Annotated in this window: 24 protein-coding genes and 1 tRNA gene; 18 read left to right on the top strand and 7 right to left on the bottom strand. The window is 64.2% G+C overall.

What is annotated here, in order from left to right:
• The first annotated feature begins 9 nt into the window (after nucleotides 1-9).
• The 11 genes from JQ621_RS05465 (at nucleotide 10) to JQ621_RS05415 (ending at nucleotide 9,496) form a co-directional block, all read left to right on the top strand.
• Nucleotides 10-1,116, top strand: coding sequence for a four-carbon acid sugar kinase family protein (locus JQ621_RS05465; protein WP_212233809.1), 1,107 nt, complete (start codon nucleotides 10-12; stop codon nucleotides 1,114-1,116).
• Nucleotides 1,113-2,153 (top strand): 4-hydroxythreonine-4-phosphate dehydrogenase PdxA, encoded by a 1,041-nt coding sequence (gene pdxA / locus JQ621_RS05460; RefSeq protein WP_212233362.1) that lies wholly within the window; start codon nucleotides 1,113-1,115, stop codon nucleotides 2,151-2,153. The genes JQ621_RS05465 and pdxA overlap by 4 nt, the downstream gene beginning before the upstream one ends.
• Before the next feature lie 16 nt (nucleotides 2,154-2,169).
• A complete protein-coding gene (locus JQ621_RS05455) occupies nucleotides 2,170-3,300 on the top strand; it encodes an iron-containing alcohol dehydrogenase (protein WP_249124673.1) in 1,131 nt (376 codons plus the stop codon).
• Nucleotides 3,301-3,546: 246 nt separating this feature from the next.
• Nucleotides 3,547-3,620: transfer RNA gene (locus JQ621_RS05450), tRNA-Gln, on the top strand.
• A 157-nt stretch (nucleotides 3,621-3,777) separates the two neighbouring features.
• Nucleotides 3,778-4,140 carry a DUF1428 domain-containing protein gene (locus JQ621_RS05445; RefSeq protein ID WP_212233360.1) on the top strand — a complete coding sequence of 121 codons (363 nt, stop codon included), beginning with the start codon at nucleotides 3,778-3,780 and terminating at the stop codon, nucleotides 4,138-4,140.
• Nucleotides 4,141-4,177: 37 nt separating this feature from the next.
• The gene (locus JQ621_RS05440) at nucleotides 4,178-4,585 is read left to right on the top strand and encodes a glutathione S-transferase family protein (RefSeq protein WP_249124670.1); all 408 of its coding nucleotides are present in this window, start codon (nucleotides 4,178-4,180) and stop codon (nucleotides 4,583-4,585) included.
• 282 nt (nucleotides 4,586-4,867) lie between these two features.
• Nucleotides 4,868-6,121: an ABC transporter substrate-binding protein gene (locus tag JQ621_RS05435; protein WP_212233359.1), complete on the top strand. Its 1,254-nt coding sequence runs from the start codon at nucleotides 4,868-4,870 to the stop codon at nucleotides 6,119-6,121.
• Between the two features lie 67 nt (nucleotides 6,122-6,188).
• The gene (locus JQ621_RS05430; protein ID WP_212233358.1) at nucleotides 6,189-7,052 is read left to right on the top strand and encodes a branched-chain amino acid ABC transporter permease; all 864 of its coding nucleotides are present in this window, start codon (nucleotides 6,189-6,191) and stop codon (nucleotides 7,050-7,052) included.
• Nucleotides 7,052-8,023 carry a branched-chain amino acid ABC transporter permease gene (locus JQ621_RS05425; protein ID WP_212233357.1) on the top strand — a complete coding sequence of 324 codons (972 nt, stop codon included), beginning with the start codon at nucleotides 7,052-7,054 and terminating at the stop codon, nucleotides 8,021-8,023. Before JQ621_RS05430 ends, JQ621_RS05425 begins: the two co-directional genes overlap by 1 nt.
• On the top strand, nucleotides 8,013-8,780 hold the full coding sequence (locus tag JQ621_RS05420) for an ABC transporter ATP-binding protein (protein WP_212233356.1): 768 nt from the start codon (nucleotides 8,013-8,015) through the stop codon (nucleotides 8,778-8,780). The genes JQ621_RS05425 and JQ621_RS05420 overlap by 11 nt, the downstream gene beginning before the upstream one ends.
• Nucleotides 8,777-9,496, top strand: a complete 720-nt coding sequence (locus JQ621_RS05415) for an ABC transporter ATP-binding protein (RefSeq protein WP_212233355.1) — start codon at nucleotides 8,777-8,779, stop codon at nucleotides 9,494-9,496. The genes JQ621_RS05420 and JQ621_RS05415 overlap by 4 nt, the downstream gene beginning before the upstream one ends.
• Here JQ621_RS05415 and JQ621_RS05410 read toward each other — a convergent pair.
• Nucleotides 9,478-10,164, bottom strand: a complete 687-nt coding sequence (locus tag JQ621_RS05410) for a TetR/AcrR family transcriptional regulator (protein WP_212233354.1) — start codon at nucleotides 10,162-10,164, stop codon at nucleotides 9,478-9,480. The genes JQ621_RS05415 and JQ621_RS05410 overlap by 19 nt on opposite strands.
• An 88-nt stretch (nucleotides 10,165-10,252) precedes the next feature.
• On the opposite strand from JQ621_RS05410, the gene JQ621_RS05405 reads away from it, so the two are divergent.
• Nucleotides 10,253-12,538: an arylsulfatase gene (locus JQ621_RS05405; RefSeq protein ID WP_212233353.1), complete on the top strand. Its 2,286-nt coding sequence runs from the start codon at nucleotides 10,253-10,255 to the stop codon at nucleotides 12,536-12,538.
• A gap of 45 nt (nucleotides 12,539-12,583) precedes the next feature.
• On the opposite strand, the gene JQ621_RS05400 is transcribed toward JQ621_RS05405, so the two are convergent.
• The 3 genes from JQ621_RS05400 to JQ621_RS05390 form a co-directional block, all read right to left on the bottom strand.
• The gene (locus tag JQ621_RS05400; RefSeq protein ID WP_212233352.1) at nucleotides 12,584-13,162 is read right to left on the bottom strand and encodes an invasion associated locus B family protein; all 579 of its coding nucleotides are present in this window, start codon (nucleotides 13,160-13,162) and stop codon (nucleotides 12,584-12,586) included.
• A gap of 63 nt (nucleotides 13,163-13,225) precedes the next feature.
• Complete coding sequence (locus JQ621_RS05395) at nucleotides 13,226-16,363, bottom strand: efflux RND transporter permease subunit (protein ID WP_212233351.1); 3,138 nt, start codon at nucleotides 16,361-16,363, stop codon at nucleotides 13,226-13,228.
• Complete coding sequence (locus tag JQ621_RS05390) at nucleotides 16,360-17,535, bottom strand: efflux RND transporter periplasmic adaptor subunit (protein ID WP_212233350.1); 1,176 nt, start codon at nucleotides 17,533-17,535, stop codon at nucleotides 16,360-16,362. Before JQ621_RS05390 ends, JQ621_RS05395 begins: the two co-directional genes overlap by 4 nt.
• Nucleotides 17,536-17,927: 392 nt before the next feature.
• On the opposite strand from JQ621_RS05390, the gene JQ621_RS05385 reads away from it, so the two are divergent.
• The 6 genes from JQ621_RS05385 to tolA all read left to right on the top strand — a co-directional run bounded on the left by JQ621_RS05385 (nucleotide 17,928) and on the right by tolA (nucleotide 24,084).
• The gene (locus JQ621_RS05385; protein WP_212233349.1) at nucleotides 17,928-18,167 is read left to right on the top strand and encodes a hypothetical protein; all 240 of its coding nucleotides are present in this window, start codon (nucleotides 17,928-17,930) and stop codon (nucleotides 18,165-18,167) included.
• A gap of 407 nt (nucleotides 18,168-18,574) precedes the next feature.
• Entirely contained in the window at nucleotides 18,575-21,136 is a 2,562-nt protein-coding gene (locus JQ621_RS05380) for a TonB-dependent receptor (protein ID WP_212233348.1), read from the top strand.
• Nucleotides 21,137-21,156: 20 nt separating this feature from the next.
• Nucleotides 21,157-21,846 carry a Fe2+-dependent dioxygenase gene (locus tag JQ621_RS05375; protein ID WP_212233347.1) on the top strand — a complete coding sequence of 230 codons (690 nt, stop codon included), beginning with the start codon at nucleotides 21,157-21,159 and terminating at the stop codon, nucleotides 21,844-21,846.
• The gene (exbB, locus tag JQ621_RS05370) at nucleotides 21,843-22,799 is read left to right on the top strand and encodes a tonB-system energizer ExbB (protein WP_212233346.1); all 957 of its coding nucleotides are present in this window, start codon (nucleotides 21,843-21,845) and stop codon (nucleotides 22,797-22,799) included. Before JQ621_RS05375 ends, exbB begins: the two co-directional genes overlap by 4 nt.
• Before the next feature lie 3 nt (nucleotides 22,800-22,802).
• Nucleotides 22,803-23,264 carry a TonB system transport protein ExbD gene (gene exbD, locus JQ621_RS05365; protein ID WP_212233345.1) on the top strand — a complete coding sequence of 154 codons (462 nt, stop codon included), beginning with the start codon at nucleotides 22,803-22,805 and terminating at the stop codon, nucleotides 23,262-23,264.
• 10 nt (nucleotides 23,265-23,274) lie between these two features.
• Complete coding sequence (gene tolA / locus JQ621_RS05360) at nucleotides 23,275-24,084, top strand: cell envelope integrity protein TolA (RefSeq protein ID WP_212233344.1); 810 nt, start codon at nucleotides 23,275-23,277, stop codon at nucleotides 24,082-24,084.
• Between the two features lie 11 nt (nucleotides 24,085-24,095).
• Here the strand turns inward: tolA and JQ621_RS05355 are convergent, their stop codons facing one another.
• The 3 genes from JQ621_RS05355 to JQ621_RS05345 form a co-directional block, all read right to left on the bottom strand.
• On the bottom strand, nucleotides 24,096-24,512 hold the full coding sequence (locus tag JQ621_RS05355; RefSeq protein WP_212233808.1) for a hypothetical protein: 417 nt from the start codon (nucleotides 24,510-24,512) through the stop codon (nucleotides 24,096-24,098).
• 76 nt (nucleotides 24,513-24,588) lie between these two features.
• Nucleotides 24,589-25,269: a site-2 protease family protein gene (locus tag JQ621_RS05350; RefSeq protein WP_212233343.1), complete on the bottom strand. Its 681-nt coding sequence runs from the start codon at nucleotides 25,267-25,269 to the stop codon at nucleotides 24,589-24,591.
• Nucleotides 25,270-25,336: 67 nt separating this feature from the next.
• Nucleotides 25,337-26,203 carry a LysR family transcriptional regulator gene (locus JQ621_RS05345; protein WP_212233342.1) on the bottom strand — a complete coding sequence of 289 codons (867 nt, stop codon included), beginning with the start codon at nucleotides 26,201-26,203 and terminating at the stop codon, nucleotides 25,337-25,339.
• Nucleotides 26,204-26,288 lie beyond the last annotated feature (85 nt).

The following is a 26,288-nucleotide window of genomic DNA, read 5'->3' as shown; positions in this document are numbered from 1 at the left end:
CGCATGACGATGACCACCGTCCGCTTGCTTGCCGACGACCTCACTGGCGCGCTCGACACCGCGGCGGAGTTCGTCGGCCTGTGCGGACCGTTCGACGTTATCTGGTCGGACGCGCCGGCGGCGTCCGCTTCCCGGAGCCTTGCCATCGACAGCGGTACAAGGGAGCGTTCGAAGGCTGAAAGCGTCGAGATCGTCGCCCGGCTGGCGCCGCTGCTTCGTGATGGCACGATCGCCTACAAGAAAGTCGACAGCCTGCTCCGCGGCGCCTGGACCGCCGAGCTTGGGGCGTGCTTGAGCACCCGCCATTGGGCGTCCTGCGTGGTCGCGCCTGCCTTTGACTATCAGGGGCGTCGCACCGTCGGCGGTCAACAATTTGCGCGGACGCAACAGGGCGATTGGCATCGGGTCGGCGGCAATCTCGTCGATCAACTGAAGCAGGACGGCATCGAGGCGCAACTGGCGGGCGCCGATACGCTGGCGCAGGGCGGCGTCCAGGTGTTCGATGCCGAAAGCGACTTCTGTCTCGACCGCGTCGTCGAGATGGGACGGCGCATGCCGGGACCCGTGCTGTGGTGCGGTAGCGGCGGTTTGGCCGGCGCGCTCGCCCGCAATCATCGGGCTGATACGTCGCCCGATTTGAAACGGCCGGTGCTCGGGCTGTTCGGCTCCGACCAGGCGGCCACCGCGTCGCAGCTTGCGGCCTGCGGCGAGGCGACGGTCGCGCTGGCCGAGGGTGAAGACGGCGTGGCCGTTCGGCGCAAGCTGGCAGACGACAATGTGGCCCTGGTAAAATTCACGCTTTCCGAGGGCCTTCCACGTTCCGAGGCGGCGCGGCGCATCGCGCATGAATTGACAATGCTGACCGCGGCGCTCGATCCGCCGGGAACGCTGATCGTTGCCGGCGGCGAGACGCTGAAGGCCGTATGCCTTGCCCTCGGCGCGCAAGCGCTGCAGGTCACGGGACGCATCGTGCCGGGTCTGCCGCGTTCGACGCTGCAAGGCGGCCGCTGGGCCGGCGTCGATGTCATCTCGAAATCCGGCGCGTTCGGCGCGCGCGGGCTGTGGCGCGATCTGCTGCGCGACAATCATCTGCTCAACATGGAGAGTCCGTCATGACCTCTCGTCATCTTGCCATCACCATGGGCGATCCCGCAGGGATCGGGCCGGAGATCATCGTCAAGGCCTGCGTCGGCCTGAAGGAGCGGATCGCGAGCGGCGATCTGCGAATCCTGATCATTGGCAGCGGCGCGGCGCTGGACGGTGCGAAGGCCGCGCTTGGCGCCGACATTGCCATCCCGCAAGTGACAGCCGACGATCGCGATTGGCCCAATCTCTGCTACCTGCAAGCCGACGCCGAGGGAGATCCGATCAAGCCCGGGCTGCTCAGCGCCGATGGTGGCCGCTTTGCCTACAAGGCGATCGAGCAGGGCGTCCGTCTCACGCAGGCTGGCCGCACGGCAGCGATCGTCACGGCACCGCTCAACAAGGAAGCGCTCAACAAGGCCGGCTATCACTTTCCCGGCCATACCGAGATGCTGGCGCATCTCACCGGCGTGCGTGGCTCGGTGATGTTGCTCGCCCATGGCAATATGCGCGTCAGCCATGTTTCGACGCACGTGGCGCTGGAGGACGTGCCGAAGCGCTTGACGCCGGAGCGGCTGCGCATGGTGATCGATCTCACCAACGACGCGTTGCACCAGCTCGGCATTGCCAAGCCCAAGATCGCGATCGCCGCGCTCAACCCGCATGCCGGCGAGGGCGGACTGTTCGGCCGGCAGGACATCGACGTCTCCATGCCGACGATTGCGAAGGCTGTCGCCGACGGTCTCGACGTCGTCGGCCCCGTGCCCGGCGACACCATCTTCGTCAAGCTGCGCGCCGGCCAGTACGATGCCGCGGTCGCGATGTATCACGACCAGGGGCACATTCCCGTCAAGCTGCTGGGCTTCCAGGTCGATCCCGCCACCGGCCGCTGGCAGGAGCTTTCCGGTGTCAACATCACGCTGGGCCTGCCGATCATCCGCACCTCCGTCGATCACGGCACCGCTTTCGATATCGCCGGCAAGGGCATCGCCAACGAGCACAGCCTGATCGAGGCGATCGACTATGCCGAGCGGCTTGCTGCCGGCGCTTCCAAGTCACGAGATAGGTAACGGGATCGAGCCAGAGATGACCAACGCCTTCACGCCCATCGAAATCCTCCGCCCCACCATCCTCGAATTCGGCAACGGCACGATCACATCAGCTGCGCGTTTTGCCGAGCGGATCGGTGCCAGGCGGCCACTCGTGATCTCCGATCCGTTCAACGCGCGCCGCGTCGACACGTTGGCGCTGCCGGGTGCAGTGAAGGTGTTCGGCGAGGTCAAGCCGGAGCCGGACCTGCCCAATCTCGAGAAGGCGGTGGCGATGGCGAAACAGGTCAAGCCCGATCTCGTCGTCGGCTTCGGCGGCGGCAGTGCGATGGACCTCGCCAAGCTGGTTGCCGTGATGTGCACGTCCGACGTCGCCTTTGCCGACCTCGTCGGGCCGGAAAAGGTCGCCGGCCGCAGCGTTTCGCTGATGCAGATCCCGACCACCTCGGGCACCGGCAGCGAGGCCGGCACCCGCGCGCTGGTGACCGATCCCGTGAGCCAGAACAAGCAGGCGGTGCAGAGCCGCTTCATGCTGGCCGACATCGCCATCGTCGACCCCGATCTGACGGTGACGGTGCCGAAGGAGATCACGGCGGCCACCGGCGTCGATGCGCTGGCGCATTGCGTCGAGGCCTATACCAGCCGCAAGGCGCATCCGACGATCGACCTCTATGCGCTCGAAGGCGCACGGCTGGTCGGCCGCTATCTCGAGCGCGCGGTGGCCGATGGAGACGATCGCGAGGCCCGCGCCGGTCTTTCGCTGGCGTCGCTCTACGGCGGCTATTGCCTGGGTCCGGTGAACACCACCGCCGGTCACGCCGTGGCCTATCCGCTCGGCACGCGGCACCACATCGCCCATGGTCTTGCTTGCGCGATGATCTTCCCGCACACGCTGGCGTTCAACATGCCGGCGGTCGCGGAGAAGACGATCGCCGTGCTCGGCGCGCTCGGTTTGCCCGAGCGGAACGATCCGATGCACGCATTCGAGGCGACCTACGCATTCTGCAAGAATCTCGGCGTCGAGATGCGGTTGTCGGCGCTTGGCGTGCCCAAGAGCGATCTCGGCGTGATGGCCGACGAGGCGCACGCGATCAGGCGCCTGCTCGACAATAACCCGCGCGATCTCGGCCGCGATGCGATCCTGAACATGTACGAGGCGGCGTTCTAGCCGTCTTCCGCCACTGCGGTGCTTCCTTGCGGAAGGTGAGCGAGCCGCCGAACATCCCGACGGAGGGGGCAGCTGCACGTCCGAGCGCTGTGGAAATCGAAGGTTTGATCGATCCACCGCCGCGCTTGCCAGCCCAGGGCTGAGCAGGTAGAAGGCTGCCACGCCTGAGCCGTGATTTGCGCTATCAGCGCTTCCGGCCGCAGTCGGACAAGTCAGTAAGATATTGAATTTGTTCGACTATTCCGTTGGGGAATGGTGTAACGGTAGCACAACAGACTCTGACTCTGTTTGTCTTGGTTCGAATCCAGGTTCCCCAGCCAATTTCAGGTGGTCCCAACAGGTCAGGATGCCCTCGGATCCATCCGGCCGGCGCTTCACCGCTCGCGACGGTTTGCCTCACGCAAAAAACGCGTCTTCGCGCGTCGGATCGGCGCGCGCATCATCGTCCTTGGGAGACCCAACCCAAGGAGATCCGTGATGCCTTATGTCGATGGTTTCGTGCTCGCCGTGCCGAAGGACAAGATCGAGGCCTACAAGGCGCTGGCGCGAACGGCGTGCGCGGTGTGGATGGAGCATGGCGCGCTCGATTACGTCGAATGTATCGGCGATGACGTGCCCTATGGCGAACTCACGTCGTTTCCGCGCGCCGTGATGGCGAAGGAGGATGAGCTCGTGGTGTTCTCCTGGATCATCTATCCGGACCGGAAGACCCGCGATGCGGTCAACGCCAAGGTGATGGCCGACGAGCGGTTCAAGAGCTTTGGCATGCCGTTTGATGGCAAACGCCTGATCTATGGCGGCTTCACGATGCTGCTGCGCGCGAGTGACATGGCCGGCTGAGCGCACGCTTTGTCCGTTGCCCGAGGACTCTTCGCTGTTGCATCCAGCCCCAATCGAGGAACGCTCGTCCTACCTGCAATTTCTCCATCTGGGCGAGGCCGGGCTCGCCGGGCCGATGAACGCCGTCATTGTCGGGCGCCAAATGGCGCCCGGAGCCGAGCGAGACGTCCGCGTGACCCGCTGGGCACGCGAGACATTCGACCGTCGGCTGGCCTTGGTGATCCGCCGCCTCGCGGATTGCCCTTATCTTGCCGGCGACCGGTTCACTGCCGCCGATATCTCGGTGAGCTACGCCCTCCTGCTTGGCCTGCGGACCGGCAATTATGTCCCCGGTTCGATCGAGCGGGATTATCTCACCCGCACGACGGCACGCCCTGCCTATGCCCGAGCGATGGAACGCTGCCAGGCCACCAAGGCTTGGGCGGCGAGATCGCCGGGATTGTAGTGCCTGCCTCGTCGCCCGCGGGGAAACTTGCCGTGAGATGGCTGCGCCCGCCCCTGGGCATTGCGCCGATCCAGGTGGGCCATCTCAGATTGAACGGTGCCGCACGCGCCGTGCGGAATTGCCGCCTCCTGATGCAGCATCGTTGCAATCCCTTTCACCTTGCCGGTGATAATCCGGCATGCCATCTTCGCAGCGCCAGGCATAATCAATCGGAGGCGGGCGTTTCGCTCACGCTCTCCAAGAAATCTGGGTCGGGGAAACCCCTTTGGGAGGTCTGATTTCATGACATTGAAGCACGTCACGGGGCTGCTGTGCGCGGCCGCGCTGTCCCTTGTGCTCGCCGCCGGCGCGCGCGCCGAGGACAAGGTGGTCAAGATCGGCGTCATCATGCCGATGTCCGGCGGCACCGCCTCGATCGGCGCGCACGCCAAGGCGGCCATCGAGGTCGCCATGGACATCATCAACACCGCTCACCCCGAGCTCGGCGCATTGCCGCTGGCGAAGAACGCAGGCCTTGCCGGCCTCGGCGGCGCCAAGATCGAGGCGGTCTTCGCCGACAACCAGGGCAACCCGGCGACAGGGCAGAACCAGGCGCTGCGATTGATCACGGAAGACAAGGTCGCGGCCGTGTTCGGCGCCTACCAGTCCGGCATTACGCTGACCTCGAGCGCGATCGCCGAGAAATACGGCATTCCCTATCTGAACTCGGAATCGGTCGCCGCCAATCTCACCGAGCGCGGCTTCAAATGGTTCTTCCGGACCACGCCGATCGCCACCGACTTCGCCAAGGCCTATGTCGACTTCCTCGCCGATCTCAAGGCGCAGGGCGCAAAGACCGACAGCGTCGCGCTGGTTCATGACAATACCGAATACGGCACGTCGGTCGCGAACACGATCGCGATGGCCTTCAAGGAGAAGGGCCAGACCATCGCCGCCGACGTCGCCTATCCCGTCAACGCAACCGACGTTCAGGGCCAGGTGCTCCAGCTCAAGGACAAGAAGCCCGACGTCGTCATCATGATCAGCTACACGTCGGACGCGATCCTGTTCGCCAAGACCATGCAGTCGCTCGACTACAAGCCGGCCGTGCTGCTCGCCGACGATGCCGGCTATTCCGATCCGTCCTTCATCAAGGCGGTCGGCAAGATTTCTCAAGGCGTGTTCAACCGCTCGTCATGGGCGGTGGGGCCGTCGGGATCGCCGTCCGCCATCATCGCCGACATGTACAAGAAGAAGAGCGGCGAGGAGATGGACGACACGGTCGGCCGCCAGATGCAGGGCTTCTTCGTGCTGGCCGACGCGATCGACCGCGCCGGCTCGACCGATCCCGCAAAAATCCAGGCGGCGCTGAAGGCGACGGATCTGAAGCCCGAGCAGTTGATGATGGGCTACAAGGGCGTGAAGTTCGACGACAAGGGTCAGAACACCCTTGCCTCCGGCCTCATCATCCAGCTCCAGGACGGCGAGAACTATGTCGCGGTGTGGCCGAAGGCCAGTGCCGAGAAGCCGCCGGTGCTTCCCTACAAGGGCTGGTGAGATTTTTCGAAGGCGGGGCGCTCAGCCCCGCCTTTTTTGATGCCATTTGATCAGAGCAACGCGGCTGATGTCTTTTGTTCTCGTGCAGGTGATCGTTGGCGGGCTTCTGCTTGGCGCCGTCTACGCCCTGTTTTCTTCGGGCCTCACGCTGGTGTGGGGCATGATGAACATCGTCAATTTCGCGCATGGCGATTTCGTCATGCTCGGCATGTATGTCGCCTATGTCGTCTACACGTTGATGGGCGGCGGGCCGATCCTCGGTGCGCCGCTGGCGACCCTGGTGCTCGCCACCGTCGGCGTCGTCGTCTATTTTGCCCTGATCCGCGACATCATGAAGGGGCCGATGCTGGCGCAGATCCTCGGCACCTTCGGGCTCGCGCTCCTGCTGCGCTATTCCGTGTTCTGGTGGTTCGGCGCCAACTTCCTGTCGATGCCGCCAAACATCGTCGGCGGCACCTATGCCTTTTTGGGTCTGCGGATCGAGGCTTCGCGGCTGTTGGCCGGCGTGGTCGCGCTGCTCGTGACGCTTGGCCTGCACCTGCTTTTGACCCGCACCTCGCTCGGCTCGAAAATGCTGGCGGTGGCCGAGGATCAGACCGCGGCGCAGCTGATGGGCATCCGTCCCGACACCATGCAGGCGATCGCGTGGGCGATTGCGGCTGGCGCGACCGGACTGGCCGGCGCGCTGATCGCGAATTTCTTCTACATCGTTCCGACTGTCGGTGAGACGCTCGGCATCGTCGCCTTCGTCACGGTCTCGCTCGGCGGTTTCGGCAGCGTGCCGGGCGCGCTCGTCGCGGGTCTGCTGATCGGCGTGATCGAGTCGCTGTCCGGCTATCTGATCGGCGCCGTTTACAAGGACATTGTCGTCTATGTCCTGTTCCTGTCCTTCCTCTGGTTCCGGCCACAGGGCCTGATGGGGAAGATGTGATGCGGCGCCTGATCTGGCTCTCTGTCGTCGCAGCCGCTGCGATCGCCTATCCGTTGCTGCTGTCCTCGCCGTTCCAGCAGCGCCTGGGTGCGCTGGTGCTGCTCTATGCCATCGCGGCCTCCGCCTGGAATATCGTCGGCGGCTATGCCGGGCAGGTCTCGGTCGGGCATGTCGTGTTCTTCGGCTGCGGCGCCTATGCCGCGATGGGGAGCTATGCCAAGTTCGGGCTGTCGCCATTGCTCGGGATTCCCGGCGGCATTGTTATCGCGGTCGGGCTTGCCGCGATCATCGGCGTGCCGACGCTGCGGCTGTCAGGGCATTATTTCAGCATGGCGACGATCGCAGTCGCCGAGACGATGCGGCTGATCGTCACCAACACCGACTGGCTAGGAGCGGCCGTCGGCCTCTCCGGGCCGACGGTCCCGCGCAACATCTTCGATCTCTCGTTCCTGTCGTCGCTGCCGTATTACTATCTCTTCCTCGCCGTGCTCGTGATCACGCTTCTCATCACATGGTGGATGACCAACAGCCGGATGGGATTTTATCTGCGTGCGATCAAGGATTCCGAGCGTGCCGCGCGCTCGCTCGGCGCGCCCGCGAGCCGCACCAAGCTCTACGCCTACATGCTGAGCGCGGCGCTGACGAGCGTGGCTGGCGCGCTCTATGCGATGATGTTCGGCTTCGTCGATCCCGAGTCCGGTCTCGGCATCCTGATCTCGGTGAAGATTCTGATCATGGCGGCGCTGGGCGGAGCAGGGCTGCTGTTCGGGCCGCTGGTGGGGGCGGCGATCCTGGTGCCGCTGGAGGAGATCTCCAACTCCTGGCTCGGCGGCAAGGGCGCAGGCCTCACCTTCGTGCTCTATGGCGCGATCATCGTGCTGATCGCGCGCTTCCAGCCGGGAGGCTTGCTCAGCCTGCTCATGCGGCGCAGGAAACCAACCACCGAGACGGGGGCAAGCCATGCTCCTTGAGGCGCGCGGGATCACGAAGGCGTTCGGCAGCTTCAAGGCGGTGGACGACGCCTCCGTAACGCTGGAGCAGGGCGACATTCTCGGTCTGATCGGCCCGAACGGTGCGGGCAAGTCGACATTCTTCAATTGCTTGACCGGCGATCTCAAGACCACGTCCGGCAGCGTCCTGTTCGGGGGACGCAACATCACTGAGCTGACGCCGGAGCTGCGTGCCGGACTTGGACTTGCGCGCACCTTCCAGGTGCCGCAGACCTTCGAAGGCATGACGGTGCTCGAGAACGTCATGATCGGCGCATTCCTGCGCACGTCGCATCGCAAGGAGGCCGAGACAAAAGCCCGTGCCGTGCTGGAGCGCGTTGGCATGATCAGGCTTGCCGATGCGCCGGCACGCTCGCTTGGCACCCCCGGCCGCAAGCGGCTGGAGATCGCGCGTGCGCTCGCGACCGAGCCGAAAGTGCTGCTGCTCGACGAAGCCATGGCAGGCCTCAACGCGCATGAGGTGAAGCTCGCGATCGATCTCGTCCGCGACATCCACCGTTCCGGCATCACGCTCGTGATCGTCGAGCACATCATGGAAGTGATCATGTCGCTCGCAAGCCGCGTCATGGTGTTTCATCAGGGCAAGGAGATCGCCCGCGGTTCGCCGCGCGAGGTCACCTCGAACCCGGCCGTGATAGAAGCCTATCTCGGCAAGCGCGCTGCGAAGGCCGCCGCCGGTCATACGCCGGTCGAACTGATGGGCGGGCCGGGCCTATGAGCGGACCGTTGCTGAGGATCGAACATCTCGAGGTGCGCTACGGCGACCTCATCGGCATCTCCGACGTCTCGCTGGAAGTGCCCGAAGGCAGCGTCGTCGCGCTGCTCGGCTCCAATGGCGGCGGCAAGACCACGACGCTGAACGCGATCGCGGGCCTCATTCCGGTGCATTCAGGCACGATCAGCTTTCGCGGCGAAGACATCGCCGGTCAAAAGGCCTTTGCGATCGTGCGCAAGGGGCTGGCGCTGTCACCGGAGGGCTGGCGGCTGTTCGTGCAGCAGAGCGTCGAGAACAACCTCAAGCTCGGTGCGGCGCCGCTGCACGATAAATCGCACCAGGCGACGCTGCTGGAGCGCGTCTACGAGATCTTTCCGCGGCTGAAGGAGCGTCGTAACCAGCGCGCCGGCACCATGTCCGGCGGCGAACGGCAGATGCTGGCGGTCGGCCGTGCGCTGATGAGCGATCCGAAGCTGCTGATGCTGGACGAGCCGTCGCTCGGCCTTGCGCCGGCCGTGGTCGAGTCCATGTACGAGACCTTCGGCCGCCTGCATCGCGAGGGGCTGACGATCCTGCTCGCCGAGCAGTCGATCGAGCTCGCGCTGGAAGTCTCGGACTTCGCCACCGTGCTCCAGGTGGGCAAGAGCGTGCTGTCAGGCACTGCGGCGGCGCTCGCGGAGGATCCGCAGGTGCAGAAGGCTTATTTGGGCGTGGACTGACCGCTTTCCGCCTCGAGCAGCAGCAGCAAACAACCGGCGAGTCGCGTCTCCATCTCTTTCGACCGAAGCGACAACGGTCCGGGATCGTTGAGGATCGCGTTCACCAGTGTGCCCAGCACGACCTGAAAGCCGAACGCGATGGTGCGGGTCTTGGCGGCCGCGCGGCCCTTGCCCATGGCCGGCAGCAGGAGAGGGGTGGCGCGTTCTGTGGTTGTCTTGGCGAGCGCTTTGAATGGGGTCCATTTGTCTCGCCGAGTGTCGTCGTGCTGAAGCGCGGCGCGCAGCACGCCTTCGTGGCGGTACATCCAAACGATGATGCCGCCGACGACGATGTGGCAAAGCTTGTCGAGGCCTGTATCCGGTGACGGTGGCTTGATCTCGCCGAGCCGTTGTTCGCCGTCTCGTGCTGCCAGCGCCATCAACGCGTTGAAATAGGCCTCCTTGCTTTCGAAACGGCTGTAGAAGGCGCCGACGGTCGCGCCCACCTCGGCGCACAGCGCCTCGATCGAGAGTTCGGCGAGGCTGCGCGTCCGCAGCATGTCGGCGCCGGCCCGCAGCAACGCCAGCGTCGTCTCGCGACTGCGCTTCTGGCGTGACGGAGCGACGCCCGGCAGGTCGAAATCGCGGGATCCAGACTCATCGAACGATGGTCGCGTTCGCGCTTGCATCCGTCCTAAATCATAATCATAATTCGGATTATAATTTAAGATGAGACGCGCCGCGGGTCAACCGCGATGGCCAGACAGGGAGCAACAAATGAGCGCAGGCAGCGGCACGCCGTTCCGTGGCACCGTCGGCAAGACGGTTGCAGAGTCAAAGCCATGGTGGCCGGAGGCGCCGAGGCCGCCCGCGGGCGCGCCGAACATTCTGGTCGTCCTGTTCGACGACGTCGGCTTCTCCGATTTCGGCTGCTACGGATCGGCGATCAAGACGCCCACCATCGACAGGCTCGCGGCCGAGGGCCTGCGTTATTCCGGTTTCCACACCACCGCGATGTGCTCGACGACGCGCGCGGCGCTGCTCACCGGGCGAAATCATCATTCGGTGGGTGTCGGGTGCCTCGCCAATTTCGATTCCGGCTATCCTGGCTATCGCGGCAAGATCGCGCGCGAGGCGGGCACGCTCGCCGAGATGCTGCGCACCCACGGCTATCGCAACTACATGGTCGGCAAATGGCACGTCACGCCCCTGACCGAGAGCGGTGCAACGGGGCCATTCGACGGTTGGCCGCTGGGCCGTGGGTTCGACCGCTTCTACGGCTTCCTCGACGCCGAGACCGACCAGTACGCGCCTGAGCTGGTCTCTGACAACACGCACATCGATCCTCCCGGCACCTATGCCGACGGCTATCATCTGACCGAGGATCTGATCGACCAGTCGATCCGTTTCATCGGCGATCATGTCGCCGACCGTCCTGATGTTCCCTGGCTGACCTGGCTTGCGCTCGGGGCCTGCCACGCGCCGCATCAGGCGCCCATGGATATCATTCGCAGCTACGACGCCGCCTTCGCGCACGGCTGGGACGTCGAGCGCGAGCAGCGTCTGGCGCGCCAGAAGGCGATGGGACTGGTGCCGACAGACACGCGGATGCCGCCGCGCAACGACGGCGTAAAAGCGTGGGAGGAGCATTCGGCCGACGAACGCCGGGTGTTCACGCGGCTGCAGGCGGCCTTCGCCGGCATGCTCGACCATTCCGACCGGCATCTGGCGCGCCTCGTCGCGTTCCTGGAGACGGCAGGCATCCGCGACAACACCGTCATCATCGTGATGTCCGACAATGGCGCGAGCCAGGAGGGTGGCCCGCTCGGCTTCGTCAATGCGATGGGGCCGTTCAACTTCAAGCCGGAACCGATCGCGGAGAAGCTCGCCCGCATCGACGATATCGGGGGGCCCGACACCCACAGCAATTTCCCCCATGGCTGGGCCATGGCCTCCAACACGCCGCTGCGGCGCTACAAGCAGAACACCCATGGCGGCGGCATCCGCGATCCCTTCGTCATCAATTGGCCGAAGCGCATTGCAGCCAAAGGCGAGCTGCGCCACCAGTTCGTCCACGCCTGTGATCTCACGCCGACGCTGCTCGAGCTGATCGGCATCGCAGCGCCAGCCGAGATCGCCGGCTGCCGCCAAATGCCGCTTGAAGGCGAGAGCTTTGCGCGCTCCATCGCGAATGCGTCAGCGCCGTCGAAAACATCAGCGCAATATTTCGAAATGTTCGGCCATCGCGGCCTCTGGCAGGACGGCTGGAAAGCGGTCGCCTACCATCCGCCGGGCACGCCGTTCGAGAACGACAAATGGGAGCTGTTTCACCTCGATCGGGATTTCTCCGAGACCGACGATCTCGCCGCGAAAGAGCCGGAACGGCTGGCGCAGATGATCGCGACATGGTGGGCCGAAGCGGAAAAGCACAACGTGCTTCCGCTCGACGACCGTTTCGGTCCGCGTTTTGCCGAGAACGCCGCACGCTTCCACGGCGCGCGCCATCATTTCGTCTTCCACCATGGGATGGGCCATGTGCCGACCGATGTTGCTCCCGATGTGCGCAGCCGCAGCTACACGATTGAGGCGCATGTCGAGATCGAGGACGCCGGTGGCAGCGGCGTCCTGATTGCGCACGGCGATGCGACGTCGGGGTATAGCCTCTATGTCAAGGACGGCCATCTTGTGCACGACCTCAACATCGGCGGCAGCCATCAAATCGTGCGCTCCGACCGCAAGGTGCTGGGCGCGCGTCGCCTTGGCGTTCACGTCGAGCGTCTGCTGCGCAAGGAGCCGCCGGCCAGGGGCTCGCGCACCGGGGTTACCGAGTACACTCTCCTGATCGATGGCGAGAAGGCCGGCTCGCTCCAGACCCAGCTCGGTTTCCATACGCTGATCTCGTGGTCGGGCCTGGACATCGGCCGCGACCGCGGCAGCCCGGTGTCGCACTACGAGTCGCCCTTCGAATTCGACGGTCGATTGCTTCGCGTCACCGTCACCATGCACAACGATCAGACGCTCGACGGCGAGGCCGTCGGAAATGCCCAGATGGCGCGGCAATGACGAGGCGAGAAAGGCGTGCGCCCCGACGGAAAACGGAGGAGACCGTTACTTGATCTTGTCGTAGGCAGCCGCGAAATCGGTCAGCGGCATTGGGATCGCGATCATTTCCTTCGCCATGTTCTGGAAGGAGACCTTCAGTTGCTTGCCCGAGCGCAAGGCAGCGAGCAGGTCCGGCGCGATCGGCGTCGAGGCGTAGCAGCCGCGATTCTCGCAGGTCTGGATCTGCAGGTCGACCGTCTTGCCTTCGTCCACTTGAAGCTTGGCGCCGAGCGGAAGATTGAGGCCGAGCGGCAGCTGCAGCAGTGCGACCGGCGTGCGGGTGTCCGGCGCGATGCGGATGTTGATGAGGACGATGGTCTGACCGGTCTTGGTCAGGACGGCGCTCTGCTCGATCGCGCATTCGAGCGGCGCATCGCGGCTCGCGCTGGTGCAGCGCGCGATCCAGCCTGGTTGCGGCGGCGTGCCCTCGGTCTGGGGTTGGGCCTGCGGCTGGGTCGGCGCGGGCTGTGCGGCAGCCGGGGCAGCGGGAGCTGCGTTCTTCCTGGCGCCCTGCTGGGCATACGCAACGCTCGTCGACATCAGGGAAGCGACGGCGAGAGCGACAAGTCTGGATTGCATGGGCATGGCGAGACCGCGTTGGCGTGAACCGAGGGTCTCGCTGTAGCGTTGCGAAGCGCGCGACGCAAGTTACTCGGCGGCTTCCTTGACGGTGCCGTGCTCGGACGCCAGGTGCCCTTCATCTTCGGCCGAATGGCTCTTGAACAGGTTCGAGAACTTGTCGAGATAGAGATAGACGACCGGCGTTGTGAACAGCGTCAGCGCCTGGCTGACGATCAGGCCGCCGACCATGGCGTAGCCGAGCGGCTGGCGGATCTCGGCGCCGGTGCCGTGGCCGAGCATCAGCGGCACGCCGCCGAGCAGCGCTGCCATCGTCGTCATCATGATCGGGCGGAAACGCAGCAGCGCGGCCTGCCGGATCGATTCCTCCGGCGTCTTCCCGTCGCGCTCGGCAGCGATGGCGAAATCGACCATCATGATGCCGTTCTTCTTGACGATGCCGATCAGCAGGATGACGCCGATCAAGGCGATGAGGCTGAACTCGAAGCCGGCCGCCATCAGGATCGCGAGCGCGCCGACGCCGGCCGAGGGCAGGGTCGACAGAATCGTGATCGGGTGGATGTAGCTCTCGTAGAGGATGCCCAGGATCAGATAGACCACGACCAGCGCCGCGAGGATCAGCAGCGGCACGGTGCCGAGCGATTGCTGGAACGCCTGCGCGGTGCCCTGGAAGCTCGAATTGAGCGTCGGCGGCGCGCCGAGTTCGGCCATCGCCTTCTGAACGGACTCCGTGGCCTGGCCGAGCGCCACGCCCTGGGCGAGGTTGAAGCTGATCGTGATCGCCGGGAACTGGCCCTGGTGGCTGATCGAGAGCGGGCGGACCGGATCGGTGGTCCAGGTCGCAAAGGTCGACAGCGGCACCTGGTCGCCGGTCAGCGGCGATTTCAGGTAGAGCTTGTTCAACGAATCCAGGTTGCCCTGCAACTCAGGCAGGATTTCCAGAATCACGTGATAGCTGTTGAGTTGCGTGAAATACTGGGCGACTTGGCGCTGGCCGAAGGCGTCATACAGCGTGTCGTCGATCAGCTGCGGCTGGATGCCGTAGCGCGAGGCGGTGTCGCGGTTGATCTTGAGCTGGACCGTGGTGCCCTGGGTCTGCTGGTCGGTCGCAACGTCGCGCAGCTCCGGCAGCGTCTGCATTTTGGCGAGGATCTTGGGCGCCCACGAATTGAGCTCGCCGAGATCGGCGTCCTGCAAGGTGAACTCGAACTGTGTGCGCGTCGGACGGCCGCCGAGGCGGACGTCCTGGGCGGCCTGCATATAGAGGCGGGCGCCGGCGACCTTTTCGAGCTTGGGGCGCAGCCGCGCGATGATCTGCTGCGCGGATGCCTCGCGCTGATCGCGTGCCTTCAGCGTGATGAACATGTTGCCGTTGTTGCCGGCGCGGCCGCTGCCGCCGATGTTCATCGCCACCGACGCGACGGCGGGATCGGCGATCACGATCTGGCCGAGTTCGACCTGGCGGCGCTGCATCTCGGCGAAGGAGATGTCCTGCGAGGCTTCCGAGGTCGCGGTGATCAGGCCGACGTCCTGCTGCGGAAAGAAGCCCTTCGGGATCAGGATGAAGAGGTATACCGACAGGCCGAGCGTGGCGAAGAAGATCACCAGCGTTGTGCGCCGCCAGGCCATGGCGTGGTCGAGCCCATATTCGTAGCCGCGCAGCATCGCGTCGAAGGCGCGCTCGCTCCACTGATAGAACTTGCCGTGGGTGACCTCACCATGGGCGCGCAGGAAGCGCGAGGCCATCATCGGGGTCAGCGTGAGCGACACGAACATGGAAACAAAGATCGTCATCGCCAGCACCACCGCGAATTCGCGGAACAGGCGGCCGATGATGCCGCCCATCAAGAGCAGCGGGATCAGCACCGCGACCAGCGAGATCGAGATCGAGACGATGGTGAAGCCGATTTCCTTGGAGCCTCTGAAGGCGGCGGCGAGCGGCTTTTCGCCTTCCTCGATGTAGCGCGTGATGTTCTCGAGCATCACGATAGCGTCGTCGACCACGAAGCCCACCGCGATCGTAAGCGCCATCAGCGATAGATTGTCGAGCGAATAACCGAACGCCCACATCAGGGCGCAGGCGCCCAGCAGCGCCAGCGGAACCGTCACGGTGGGAATGACCGTCGCCCAGAAGCTGCGCAGGAAGACGAAGATGACCATGACCACGAGGGCGATGGTGAGGATGAGCGTGAACTGGACGTCCTCGACGGCCGCGCGGATGGTCGTGGTGCGGTCGCTGATGACCTCGATCTTGATCGCGGGCGGGATCGCCGCAACGAGTCGGGGGAGGGTCGCCTTGATCCTGTCGACGGTCTCGATGACGTTGGCGCCCGGCTGTTTGAACACCACCAGGAACACGCCGCGCTTGCCGTTGGCCCAGGCCGCTTGTTTGGCGTCTTCGGGACCGGTGACCGCCTGGCCGATGTCCCTGATCCGTAACGGGCCGCCGTTGCGGTAGGCGATGATGACGTCGTTCCAGTCCTTGGACTGCAACAATTGGTCGTTGGCGTAGATCGTGTAGGCGCGCTTGTCGCCGTCGATATTGCCCTTCGGGCTATCCACCGTGGTGATGCCGATTGCACTGCGGACGTCTTCGAGCGACAGGCCCTTGGCCACGAGTTTCGCCGGATCGATCTGCACGCGGACCGAGGGCTTCTGCTGGCCGCCGATGAACACTTGGGCGACGCCGGAGATCTGGCTGATCTGCTGGGCGAGCTGGGCGTCGATCGAATCGCTGACGGTGGTCAGGGGCAGCGTGTCCGATGTCGCGGACAGCAGCAGGATCGGCGAATCGGCCGGGTTGACCTTGCGATAGGTCGGCGGCGAGGGCAGGTTCTTCGGCAACTGGCCGCTGGCGGCGTTGATGGCGCCCTGCACATCGTTGGCGGCGCCGTCGATGCTGCGGTTGAGGTCGAACTGAATGGTGACCGACGCGGTGCCCAGATAGCTCGTCGAGGTCATCTGCGCGATGCCTGGAATCTGGGCGAACTGACGCTCCAGCGGCTGCGCGACGGACGAGGCCATCGTCTCCGGGCTGCCGCCCGGCAAATTGGCCGTGATCTGGATGGTCGGGAAGTCCACCTGCGGCAGCGGCGCGACCGGCAGCAGGGGATAGGCGACGAGACCGACAAAGAGAATGCCGGCCATCAGCAGCGATGTGCCGATGGGATAACGGATGAAGGGTGCCGAAATCCCGCCTTCGGTCATTCCTGCTGAACCTTGCTTTTCTGAACCGGATCCGAACTCGCCACGGCCGTCGAAACGAGACTGCCGGGCTGCACCTTGTACTGACCGCCGGTGATGACCTGCTGACCGGGGCTCAATCCCTCCTCGACGACCGAACGTCCGTCGATGGAGTAGTTCACCTTGATCTTGCGCGCCTCGGCCTTGTTGTCCTGGCTGACGGTATAAGCGTAAAGGCCATTGGTCGAATGCAGGACGGCGTCATCGGGGACGATGGTCGCATCCTTCAGGGTCCGTACCAAGAGGCGTGTCGACACTGATTGCCCCGGCCAAAGCGTATGTTCCTTGTTGTCGAACACCGCCTTGAGCCTGATAGTCCCGCTGGTCGTATCAACCTGGTTGTTGATCACGGCGAGCTTGCCTTCGGCCAGCGTCTTCTTTCCGTCGGTGGTGAACGCGATCACCTTGAGCTCGCCGGACCTCTGGCCCTCGCTGATATAGGGCAGCTGGTCCTCCGGCGCCGTGAAGATCACGGTGATCGGTTCGACCTGGGCGATGGTGACGATGCCGGTCTGGGTCGAGGCGTTGACGATGTTGCCGATGTCGACCTGGCGCAGGCCGGCGACGCCGGTGATCGGCGACTGGATCTGGGTGTAGTCGAGCTGGGTCTGGGCGTTGGCGATCGCGGCTTCGTCGGCGGCGATCTGGGCGGCGAGTTGGGCAACGGTCGAGCGCTGTGTATCGACCCGCTGCACGGTCGCGAATTCGCCGAGCTTCATCGCACGTTGGAGTTCGAGATTGGCATTGGCCAAGCTAGCCTCGTCCTGCGCCTTCTTGGCTTTGGCCTGGTCGAGCGTGGCGTGATAGGGGCGGGGATCGATCGAGACCAGAAGCTCGCCCTGCTTGACCATTTGGCCCTCGGTGAAGGCGATCTTGTCGATCTGGCCGTCGACCCGGGTCCGGACTTGTACGGTGTTGAAGCCCTGAACGGTGCCGAGGCCGGTCAGATAGACCGGAAAGTCGGCTTTCTGGACCGGCGCGATGCTCACCGGCACCGCGGGCGCCCGCGGCGGACCCTTTTGGGCCGTCTGGACCTTTGCGGCCTCAGCCGCCTGATATCTCTGCCAGCCGTAATAGCCGCCACCGGCCACAGCTGCGATGATGACAATCCACAGGATTGGCCGCGACTTTTTCATATGTGAGCGTATCGGCTTGTATGCCCAAAACAACGAATTGCGGGGCTATCAAAGGGTTCCAGAACGGCTTGTATAATACACGCCAAGTTCCAGTGTAAACAGCACTATCCGTTGATAATCCTAAACAATTGGAAAGCTTTGCACCCCGTAGGCAAACGGGTGATGCGCCGGTGTGCAGTGCTTCATTTTCCCGTGGCGAACGACGAGCGTGCAGACGAGAGGAAATGCTCGCGGGCGGCGTAGGCGCAGCGTGCGAGAGATGCGCGCGCACACGCCTGGCGAGTGGCGCGGATTTGGCTTTGCGAGAACGGTTCTAATCCGCCTGAGCCGCGTTTCGGTTGTCAGCCAAATCAGCCTCGTCCATATCAGCGCCGCCACATCGGGAGTAAGGAATGGACGAGCTGAACGGCAAGCTGATCGCGTGCCAGATTCTGATCACCGGGTTGATCGCACGCGTCGCCAACGAGCAGCGCGATCCCTTGCGCTTCCTCACCGACTTCCGCGACGAGATCAAAGCCGTCGTCGGCGGCGTCAACATCGCCGGCATGGACAACTCCGATCGCGTACGCGCGACCGCGCAGCGCACCGTCGACGAATTGTTCTCGCTGATGAAGCCGCCAAGCAGCGACTGACGAGCAGCGACTGAGGCTGCGCGAGACGATGTGCGGAGACAAGCGCTGCACTGTCCTGCTGGATCAATCTGTCGCGCGACAGTTCGGCTGTTCGAAATCGAATTCTTAGATTCGCGTTGATCAGACCTATTCAAGTGCTGGTGCGGCCCTCGTCGCATTGACCCTATTTTTTGCGGCCGATAGCACCGCCTCATCACTCGTCGCGCGTGTTGTGCATCTCCAGTTTAGAGCGCTTACGAACGCGAGTTTAGAACGGTTTCAAACTCGAACTTAGAATCGTTTTGATCTGGATGGATTCAACGTCGTTGATGCCGTGATTGCGTTGACCCGCTTTGCCTCGCTCGATACGACCTGTGTGTCGCGCTGTCACGGTGCGACAGACTGCAGCAATGGGAATGGGGCGTAGAATGGGTATGGCGATGGCACCGCGGTCGTTGCGTTCGACCGCGGCACGGCAAGCATTTGTCGGAAATTTCGATGGCGCGGCTGGCAAGACTGCTTCCACTGTCGCAAGCCTGATTGCGGTTGCGTCGGTCTCGAGCGGGGCGCAGGCACAGCAGACAAACCTGCCGCCCGTGAATGTTGATGCGCCGAAGGAGCGGCCGCGCTCCACCGCGGCGAAGCCGACGCCCGATCAGGTGCGCGCCCGCAACGCGCTGCGTCGTGCCGCTCAACAACGTCAGCAGGCGGCCCAGGCGCCGGTCGTCAACCCGAGTCCCGGTGCTCCGGACCGCAATCCCTATGCGGATCCGGCTGCGCCCTACAAGGTCGATCACATGCAGGCCTCGGGGAAATTCCCGGAGAAGCTGGTCGACACGCCGCGATCCGTGACGGTGCTGTCGAAGGAGCTGCTGGAAGACAAGAGCGCCACGTCGTTGAAGCAGGCGATCCTGAGCACCGCCGGCGTCACGCTCGGCACCGGCGAGGGCGGCAATGCCTTCGGTGACCGCTTCTTCATTCGCGGCTTCGACGCGCGCAACGACATCTTCATTGACGGCATGCGGGATGCCGGCGTCAGCGTTCGCGAGAACTTCTTCACCGAACAGGTCGAGATCCTGCGCGGTCCGGCCTCGTCCTTCGCCGGCCGTGGTACGGCAGGCGGCGCGATCAACATCGTCACCAAGCAGGCCACGACGGAGAAGAGCTTTTACAACATGGACACCACGTTTGGTACCGACCAGACCAAGCGTGTGACGCTGGACGTCAACCAGGTCGTCGATCCCACCTTCGCAATCCGTACGGCAGGCCTTTTCCAGGATGCCAATGTTGCGGGCCGAAGCAGGGTGACCGACAACCGCGATGGCGCCTTCGTGGCCACCACCTGGAAACCGACCGATGCGATCAAGATCACGAGCAACTACATCCACACTGAATTGACCGGAATGCCTGACTTCGGCGTGCCGTATTATCGGCCAAGCACGGCTTCGACCGCCGGTGGCCCGTTCCCGGACTTCGGTGTCAATCGCAACAATTTCTACGGCTTCGTCAATCGCGACTTCTATCGGACCGGCCAGGACATCGGCACCGTCAACGCCGAGGTCCAGATCACGCCTGACCTGATGCTCAGCAACAAGATCAGGGAGTCGCACTCGACGCAGAACTACATCGGCACATTGCCGGAGTCGCCGAAGCTTGCTGCGGGAGCTCCGTTCACGGCCTATACGCTCACGGCCAACCCGCAGAGCCGCTACCAGGCGACGGACGTGTTCGCCAATCAGACCGAAGCGACCTACAAGTTCAACGATGTCGCCGGTTTCAGGCACACGCTGCTTGCGGGCATCGAATATGACAGAGAACGATCGTCGATCGACAGCTACACCGGGCTTGCCTCCGAGATTACGACGGGAACGACGCCTTTCACCGGCGGCGGATCGACGTCCGGCGTCAGCGTCTTTTATCCGCAAGCCACCGACAATCCGTTCCCGGTCCCGGGTGGCCTCACGGGCAGGCCAACCAAGATCGGCATCGACACCACGAGCGGATACGTCGTCGATTCCGCGAACTACCGCGACTTGCTGATCCTCAATGGCGGCTTTCGCTATGACGACTACAGCCTCAAGACATCAGGATACTCGACGGCCGGTGCCTTTGGTCAGCAGTCGGCGGAATTCCTGATCCCGAGCTTCAACCTCGGGCTCACGTTGAAGCCTTTGCCGAACGGCAGCGTCTACGTCGCCTACGCGACCTCTTCGAATCCTGTCGGCGCCGAGTTCGACGGCACCAGCACGGCCTATGGCGGCGTCAATCCCACTTTGGCCGGCGGGAACACCCAGATTTTTGGCCCGGAGAAGAACAAGGCGATCGAACTCGGCACGAAGTGGGAGCTGCTCGATCGTCATCTGTTGGTGACGGCCGCGTTGTTCCAGACCGAGAAGGAAAACGCGCGCGAGGCGCAGAATGTCGGGAGTGCGGCTGCCGCAGCGCCGCTCGGCTGCACCTATGCTCCCGTTGCTCCCGCGACCACCGTGTCCTGCATCACTGCCGGCGCAGCCTACCGGATCCGCGGCATCGATCTCGGCGTGGGCGGCAACATCACCGACAAATGGAGTCTGTCCGGCGGCCTAGTGTTGATGCAGTCGGAGGTGATCAAGTCGCTGGCACCGTCGGCCAATCTTGCGCTTTATCCGACCAATGTTGGCCGGCCGCTTGCCAACATCGCTCATCAGTCGTTCAGCCTGCTCTCGAAGTACCAGTTCAACGATGTCTGGGAGCTGGGCGGGCAGGCGGTGTACCGCTCGCAAATCTACGGCGGCACCTTGCTCGCGGCCAACCAGGGCACGTCGATCCCGGGCTATTGGCGATTTGACGCGTTCACGGAGGCGAAGATCAACAAGAACTGGCGGTTGAAGCTGGCGGTGAACAACATCTTCGACAAGCGATACTACGACGCGCTTTACCAAAGCGCCGCGCCCTTCGTCCTGGAAGCACCCGGACGCGCCGCGTATCTGACGATCTCGGCGCGCTACTGACGGAGATATGACGAGGTGTCATGCTGACATGTATAGACGGCGTTCTGAGCAAGGATGATGTGGCGGAGTTCCGCCGCATCATGGACGCCAGCGAATGGGAAGACGGCCGTTCCACCGCGGGCGCGCAGTCGGCAATGGTCAAGCGCAACGAGCAGTTGCCGCCGGATAGCGAGGTCGCGCGCAGGCTCGGCCATCGGATCATCTCGGCGCTGACGGCGAACCCGCGATTTCTCGCCGCTGCGATCCCGCTCCAGATCTTTCCGCCGCTGTTCAACCGCTATGCGGCGGACAGCGGCCACCATTTCGGCCTGCATGTCGACAACGCGATCCGCGGCGACCGCCTGACCGGGCTTCGCATCCGCACGGATCTGTCGGTCACGCTGTTCCTCAGCGAGCCCGAGGATTACGACGGTGGCGAACTCGTGATCGAGGACACCTACGGTTCGCACGACGTGAAGTTGCCAGCCGGGGACTGCGTGCTCTATCCCTCGACCAGCCTGCATCTGGTCACGCCTGTGACCCGGGGGGCGCGGGTTGCGTCTTTCTTCTGGCTTCAGAGCATGATACGTGACGATCAAGCCCGTAGCATGATCTTCGACCTGGACACCGCCATTCAGGCCTTGGTGGCACGGTTCGGGCGTGATGATCCCGAAACGGTCAAATTGACGGGTATCTATCACAACCTCATTCGCACCTGGGCCGAAGTATGAAGATCAAGTCTTTCCAGCCAAGCCTCGCTGCAGCCGTGCTGCTGACGGCTGGCTGGCTCACAGTCCCTGTTTCTGCCCAGACACAGAGCCCGGCAGCCACGCCGCCGGCCGTTCAGGCGCCTGCCGCCAGTCCAGCGCCCGCGCCGCCGGCTGCCGCGCCTGCGCCTTCGACCCCTCCCGCCGCGGCCGCTCCTTCTCCCCAGACGGTATGGCCCTCTGCTTCGGTCGCGAAGCCCGGTACCGTGACCGTTGGCGTGCCCGGCATGAAGGAGTTGTCGCCCTGGGTGATGTTCATGTCGGCGGACGTCATCGTGAAGGCGGTGATGATCGGGCTCGCCTTAGCCTCGCTCGTGACCTGGACGGTCTTCATCGCAAAGTCGATCGAGCTGTCGGTCGCCTCCACGAGGCTGCGCTCGGCACTGAAGAAGATCGCCGAGGTGCGCTCGCTTGCTGAAGCGCAGATGGCGCTCGGCACCAAGCGAGGCGTCCTGCCGTCCTTCCTGGCAGCTGCACTGCGCGAGGCGCGGATGTCGGCCGGGCTCTCCAGCGACAGCGGCATCAAGGAGCGCGCGGCCTCGAGCTTCGCCGAGATCGTGCGCGCCGAAGCGCGCCGCATTCGCATCGGCATGGGTTTCCTCGCGACCATCGGCTCGACATCACCCTTCGTCGGTCTGTTCGGCACCGTCTGGGGCATCATGAACAGTTTCATCGGCATCTCGAAGTCGCAGACGACGAATCTGGCTGTGGTCGCGCCCGGCATCGCCGAGGCGCTGCTTGCCACCGCCATCGGCCTCGTCGCCGCCATTCCTGCCGTCATCATCTACAATCACTTCTCGCGCGTGACGAAAGGCTATCTGGAGCTCGTCAGCCGCGCCTCGGGGGCTGCGGCGCGGCTGTTGTCGCGCGATCTCGATCGCAGCCACGGCGGTGCGCATTCGCGCGCGGCGGAGTGAGCCATGGCGGTCTCGCTCAACGACGTCGATGACGACGACGATTTCTCGGAAACGCATGACATCAACGTCACGCCGTTCATCGACGTCATCCTGGTGCTGCTGATCATCTTCATGGTCGCTGCCCCACTGTCGACGGTCGATCTGCCGATCGACCTGCCGACGTCGAGCGCCACGCCGCAGAAGAAGCCGGACAAGCCGACCTATGTCAGCATCAAGCCTGATCTGACGCTGGCGATCGGCGAAAATGCGGTCAAGCGGACGGACCTCGTCAGCTCGCTCGACGCCATCGCCGACATGGGCAAGGACAAATATGTGTTCCTGCGGGCCGACAAGTCCGTGCCTTACGGCGAGTTGATGGGCGTCATGGAAATACTTCGATCCGGCGGCTATTCTCGCATCAAGCTGGTGGCGCTCGAGGGACCTGCTGCGGCGGCTGGGCCGGCGCAAGGGGCAGTCCAACCCTGATGGCGGTGCGATGACCGACCCTGTGTTCGAAGCCAAATCCTCGCGGACGTTGTGGATCCTGGCCGCCGTCGCCGCGATCGGCCTGCATCTTGGCGGGGCCGCGCTGGCGCTCGCCAACCTGCGTGCCGACGACGGTAACGATGGTCTTGGCGCCAACGGCGCGGAATACGCCGTGGAACTGACCTCGCCAAAACTCCCCGACACGGATCTGCCGCCCGGCCCGGACAGCGAAGCCTCGCAGTACCAGCCGCAGCAGAAGCAACAGCAGGCCGAGGTGAAAGAGACCGACCTGCCGAAGGAAGTCCCCCAGGAGGCCGAAGACCCGGACCGCCTCGTCACCGAGAACGACTCCAAGAAGCCGGTCGAGGAGACTACGAAGGTTGCCAAGGTCGAAACCCAGGCCGTCGAGGAGATGCCGAACGCCCAGGAATCGGCGCGACAAGCATTGAATGAGAACGCGCGCGAGGACGAGAAGGCCGCCGCGCCTCATCAGGGCATCGGCAAGGATATCGGCGAGCTGACGGCCAATTGGGGCAAGCGGATCAGTGCCTATTTCGAGATTCACAAGCGCTATCCCAAGGACAGGATCAATACCAAGGACAAGATCAAGACGACGACGGTCAAGCTCAACCTGGTCCTGAATCGCCGCGGCAATGTCGTTTCGGTCGAGGTCGCGGAGTCCTCGGGCGATCCCGCCTTTGACGAGGCGGCTATCTCGATGGTGCGCCGCTCTGATCCGGTGCCGGTTCCACCGGCCGAACTGACCGAGGATCAGTTTTCGTTCAACCTTCCGGTGAACTTCAAGAAGCCGGCGAAATAGCTCGATGGCGCTCAGCGCCAGTAGAACTTGATCCCGACATAGACCACGACCAGGCAGGCAAAGATCAGCACCACCGGGAGGGGGCGCTTTCCTCCCACTGCGGTAGTACCGAAGAAGCCGGCCTTCTTGGGTTTGGGCGCGGGACGCCGGAAGGCGGTAACATTGTCCGCCACGGGCTCGGCCGGCCGGGTTCTGACGTCGGGTGGGTTCCCTCCGCCGCCCATTTCCAGATAATAGGATTTGTAGACCTCGGCGATGGCGGCTTCGGTCGCTTCGGCCTCGCTCATGCGATCCAGCAGCTTCTTGTAACCGTCGAGGAAGCCTTGCGCGTCCGGGGGCAGCGCCGACAACCCATTCAGCTTGGCCATCATCTTCCAGGTGGCGAAATCGGCGCGGGCACGGGTGTCGGCACGTCGCGCGATCAGCATATCGGCAGCTTTGACCAAGTTGGCCTCTAGCCCTTCGGCTTTGTCTTCAAGTGCAGGGTCGGGTGTGTGGCTTCAACTACGCATTGCCGGTCGCAAAGAGAACAGCTTGAATCACATGACCGGTCAACGTTCGCAGTATTGCTGAAATAACATCAAGATTTAGACCGAACTGGGAACCCGCCAGCGGCAGCAGGATCAGGAGCGCGATCAGGATCATCATGCCGTAGGGCTCGAGCCTGGACAGGGGCACGGCGAGCGGCCGCGGCAACAGCCCGACCGCGACCCGCCCGCCATCGAGCGGCGGGATCGGCATCATGTTGAAGACGGCCAGCACGGCGTTGATCAGCAGGGCATTCTTGAGGTTGTCGAAGATCCATTGCGCCGAACCGGCCGGCACCCAGGGCAGGGCGTGGAGGGCAAGGCCGGCTGCGAGCGCCAGCAGGATGTTGGTGACGGGACCGGCGAGGGCGACCCAGACCATGTCCAGCTTCGGATGGTTGAGATTGCGAAAATTCACCGGCACGGGCTTGGCATAGCCGAACAGGAACGGCGAATGCGCAAACAGCAGCATCGCCGGCAAAATGAGCGTGCCGAACGGGTCGATGTGGCGGAGCGGGTTGAAGCTGACGCGACCGAGCTGCCAGGCGGTGTTGTCGCCGAGACGGTGCGCAACGAAGCCGTGCGCGGCTTCATGGAAGGTGATGGCGAGCAGGACCGGCAGCACCCACACCGAGAGGTCATAGAAGGAAATGTTCACGCCGCATCTAACCCGGTTTGCCTGTCGCCTTGCAGACGACCAACCGGAGGTGCAGCAACGCTTCAGGTCAACATAGGATGGCCGGTTCCGAAATGCCACGCTGCAAAACGTCGGCGAGCAGCGCCGCCGGGCGCGTCAGATCGCGCGCGCGATGGAGGCGGATGTCCGCCGCCGGCAGCGGCGGCAGGCCATCGCGCGGACCGAGCGGGCGCAGGCGGGGCGGCAGGGTGCCGGCCTTGACCACGGTGACCGCAAGGCCCTGCGCTGCGATCGATTCCACGGCCGCCAAGGTTCGGCTGACGAAGGCCAGCCGCCACGGCCGGCCGATGCGATCGAGCGCCTCCGCGGCCCATTGGCGAAACAGGCAGCCCGGCGGATAGAGCGCGACGGGCAGGGTGTCTTCCGCCGTGACGCGGCAAGAGGCATCGGCTGCCCACACCGCCTGCTCGCGCCGCAACAGTTCGCCATCGCCACGTCCTTGCGGATGCATGGCGATAACGAGGTCATAGGCCTCGCCGAGCCGGGCCGGCATGGTCGCGGTCAGCCCGGTCTCGATCTCGATCCGCACCGCCGGATGGATTTTGGCAAAGCTCGCGAGCAGGGGCGGAACGACGATGGTGCCGTAATCGTCCATCACGCCGAGGCGGATGACGGCTTCCGGCTTGCGCGCGCGTAACGCGCCGACCGCTTCCGCATGAAGCGCAAGGATGCGCTGTGCATAGGCGCGCAGTTCGTCGCCCTCCGCGGTCGGCACGACGCCGGAGCGATTGCGCTGAAACAGTTTCGTGCCGAGCCGCTCCTCGAGGCGCCTGACCTGCACGCTGACCGCCGACTGGGTCCGGTTGAGCCGATTGGCCGCGCGCGTGAACGAGCCATGCTCGGCGACGGCGAGAAAAGCCTTGAGCAGGTCGGGATCGAGTTCGGGCGCGGTCATCACCGAACGTTATCCCAGCATGACGGAAATTCCATTCCCCGTTTCGGCACGCCCCTTATGCTGTCCGCGAACGCGTCGGCCGGGG

Origin of the sequence: Bradyrhizobium manausense, from assembly GCF_018129685.1 — a bacterium.
GTDB classification, from domain to species: Bacteria; Pseudomonadota; Alphaproteobacteria; order Rhizobiales; family Xanthobacteraceae; genus Bradyrhizobium; species Bradyrhizobium manausense_D.
The sequence above is the reverse complement of the archived record's forward strand: the minus strand, read 5'-3'. Positions and strand labels throughout refer to the sequence as shown.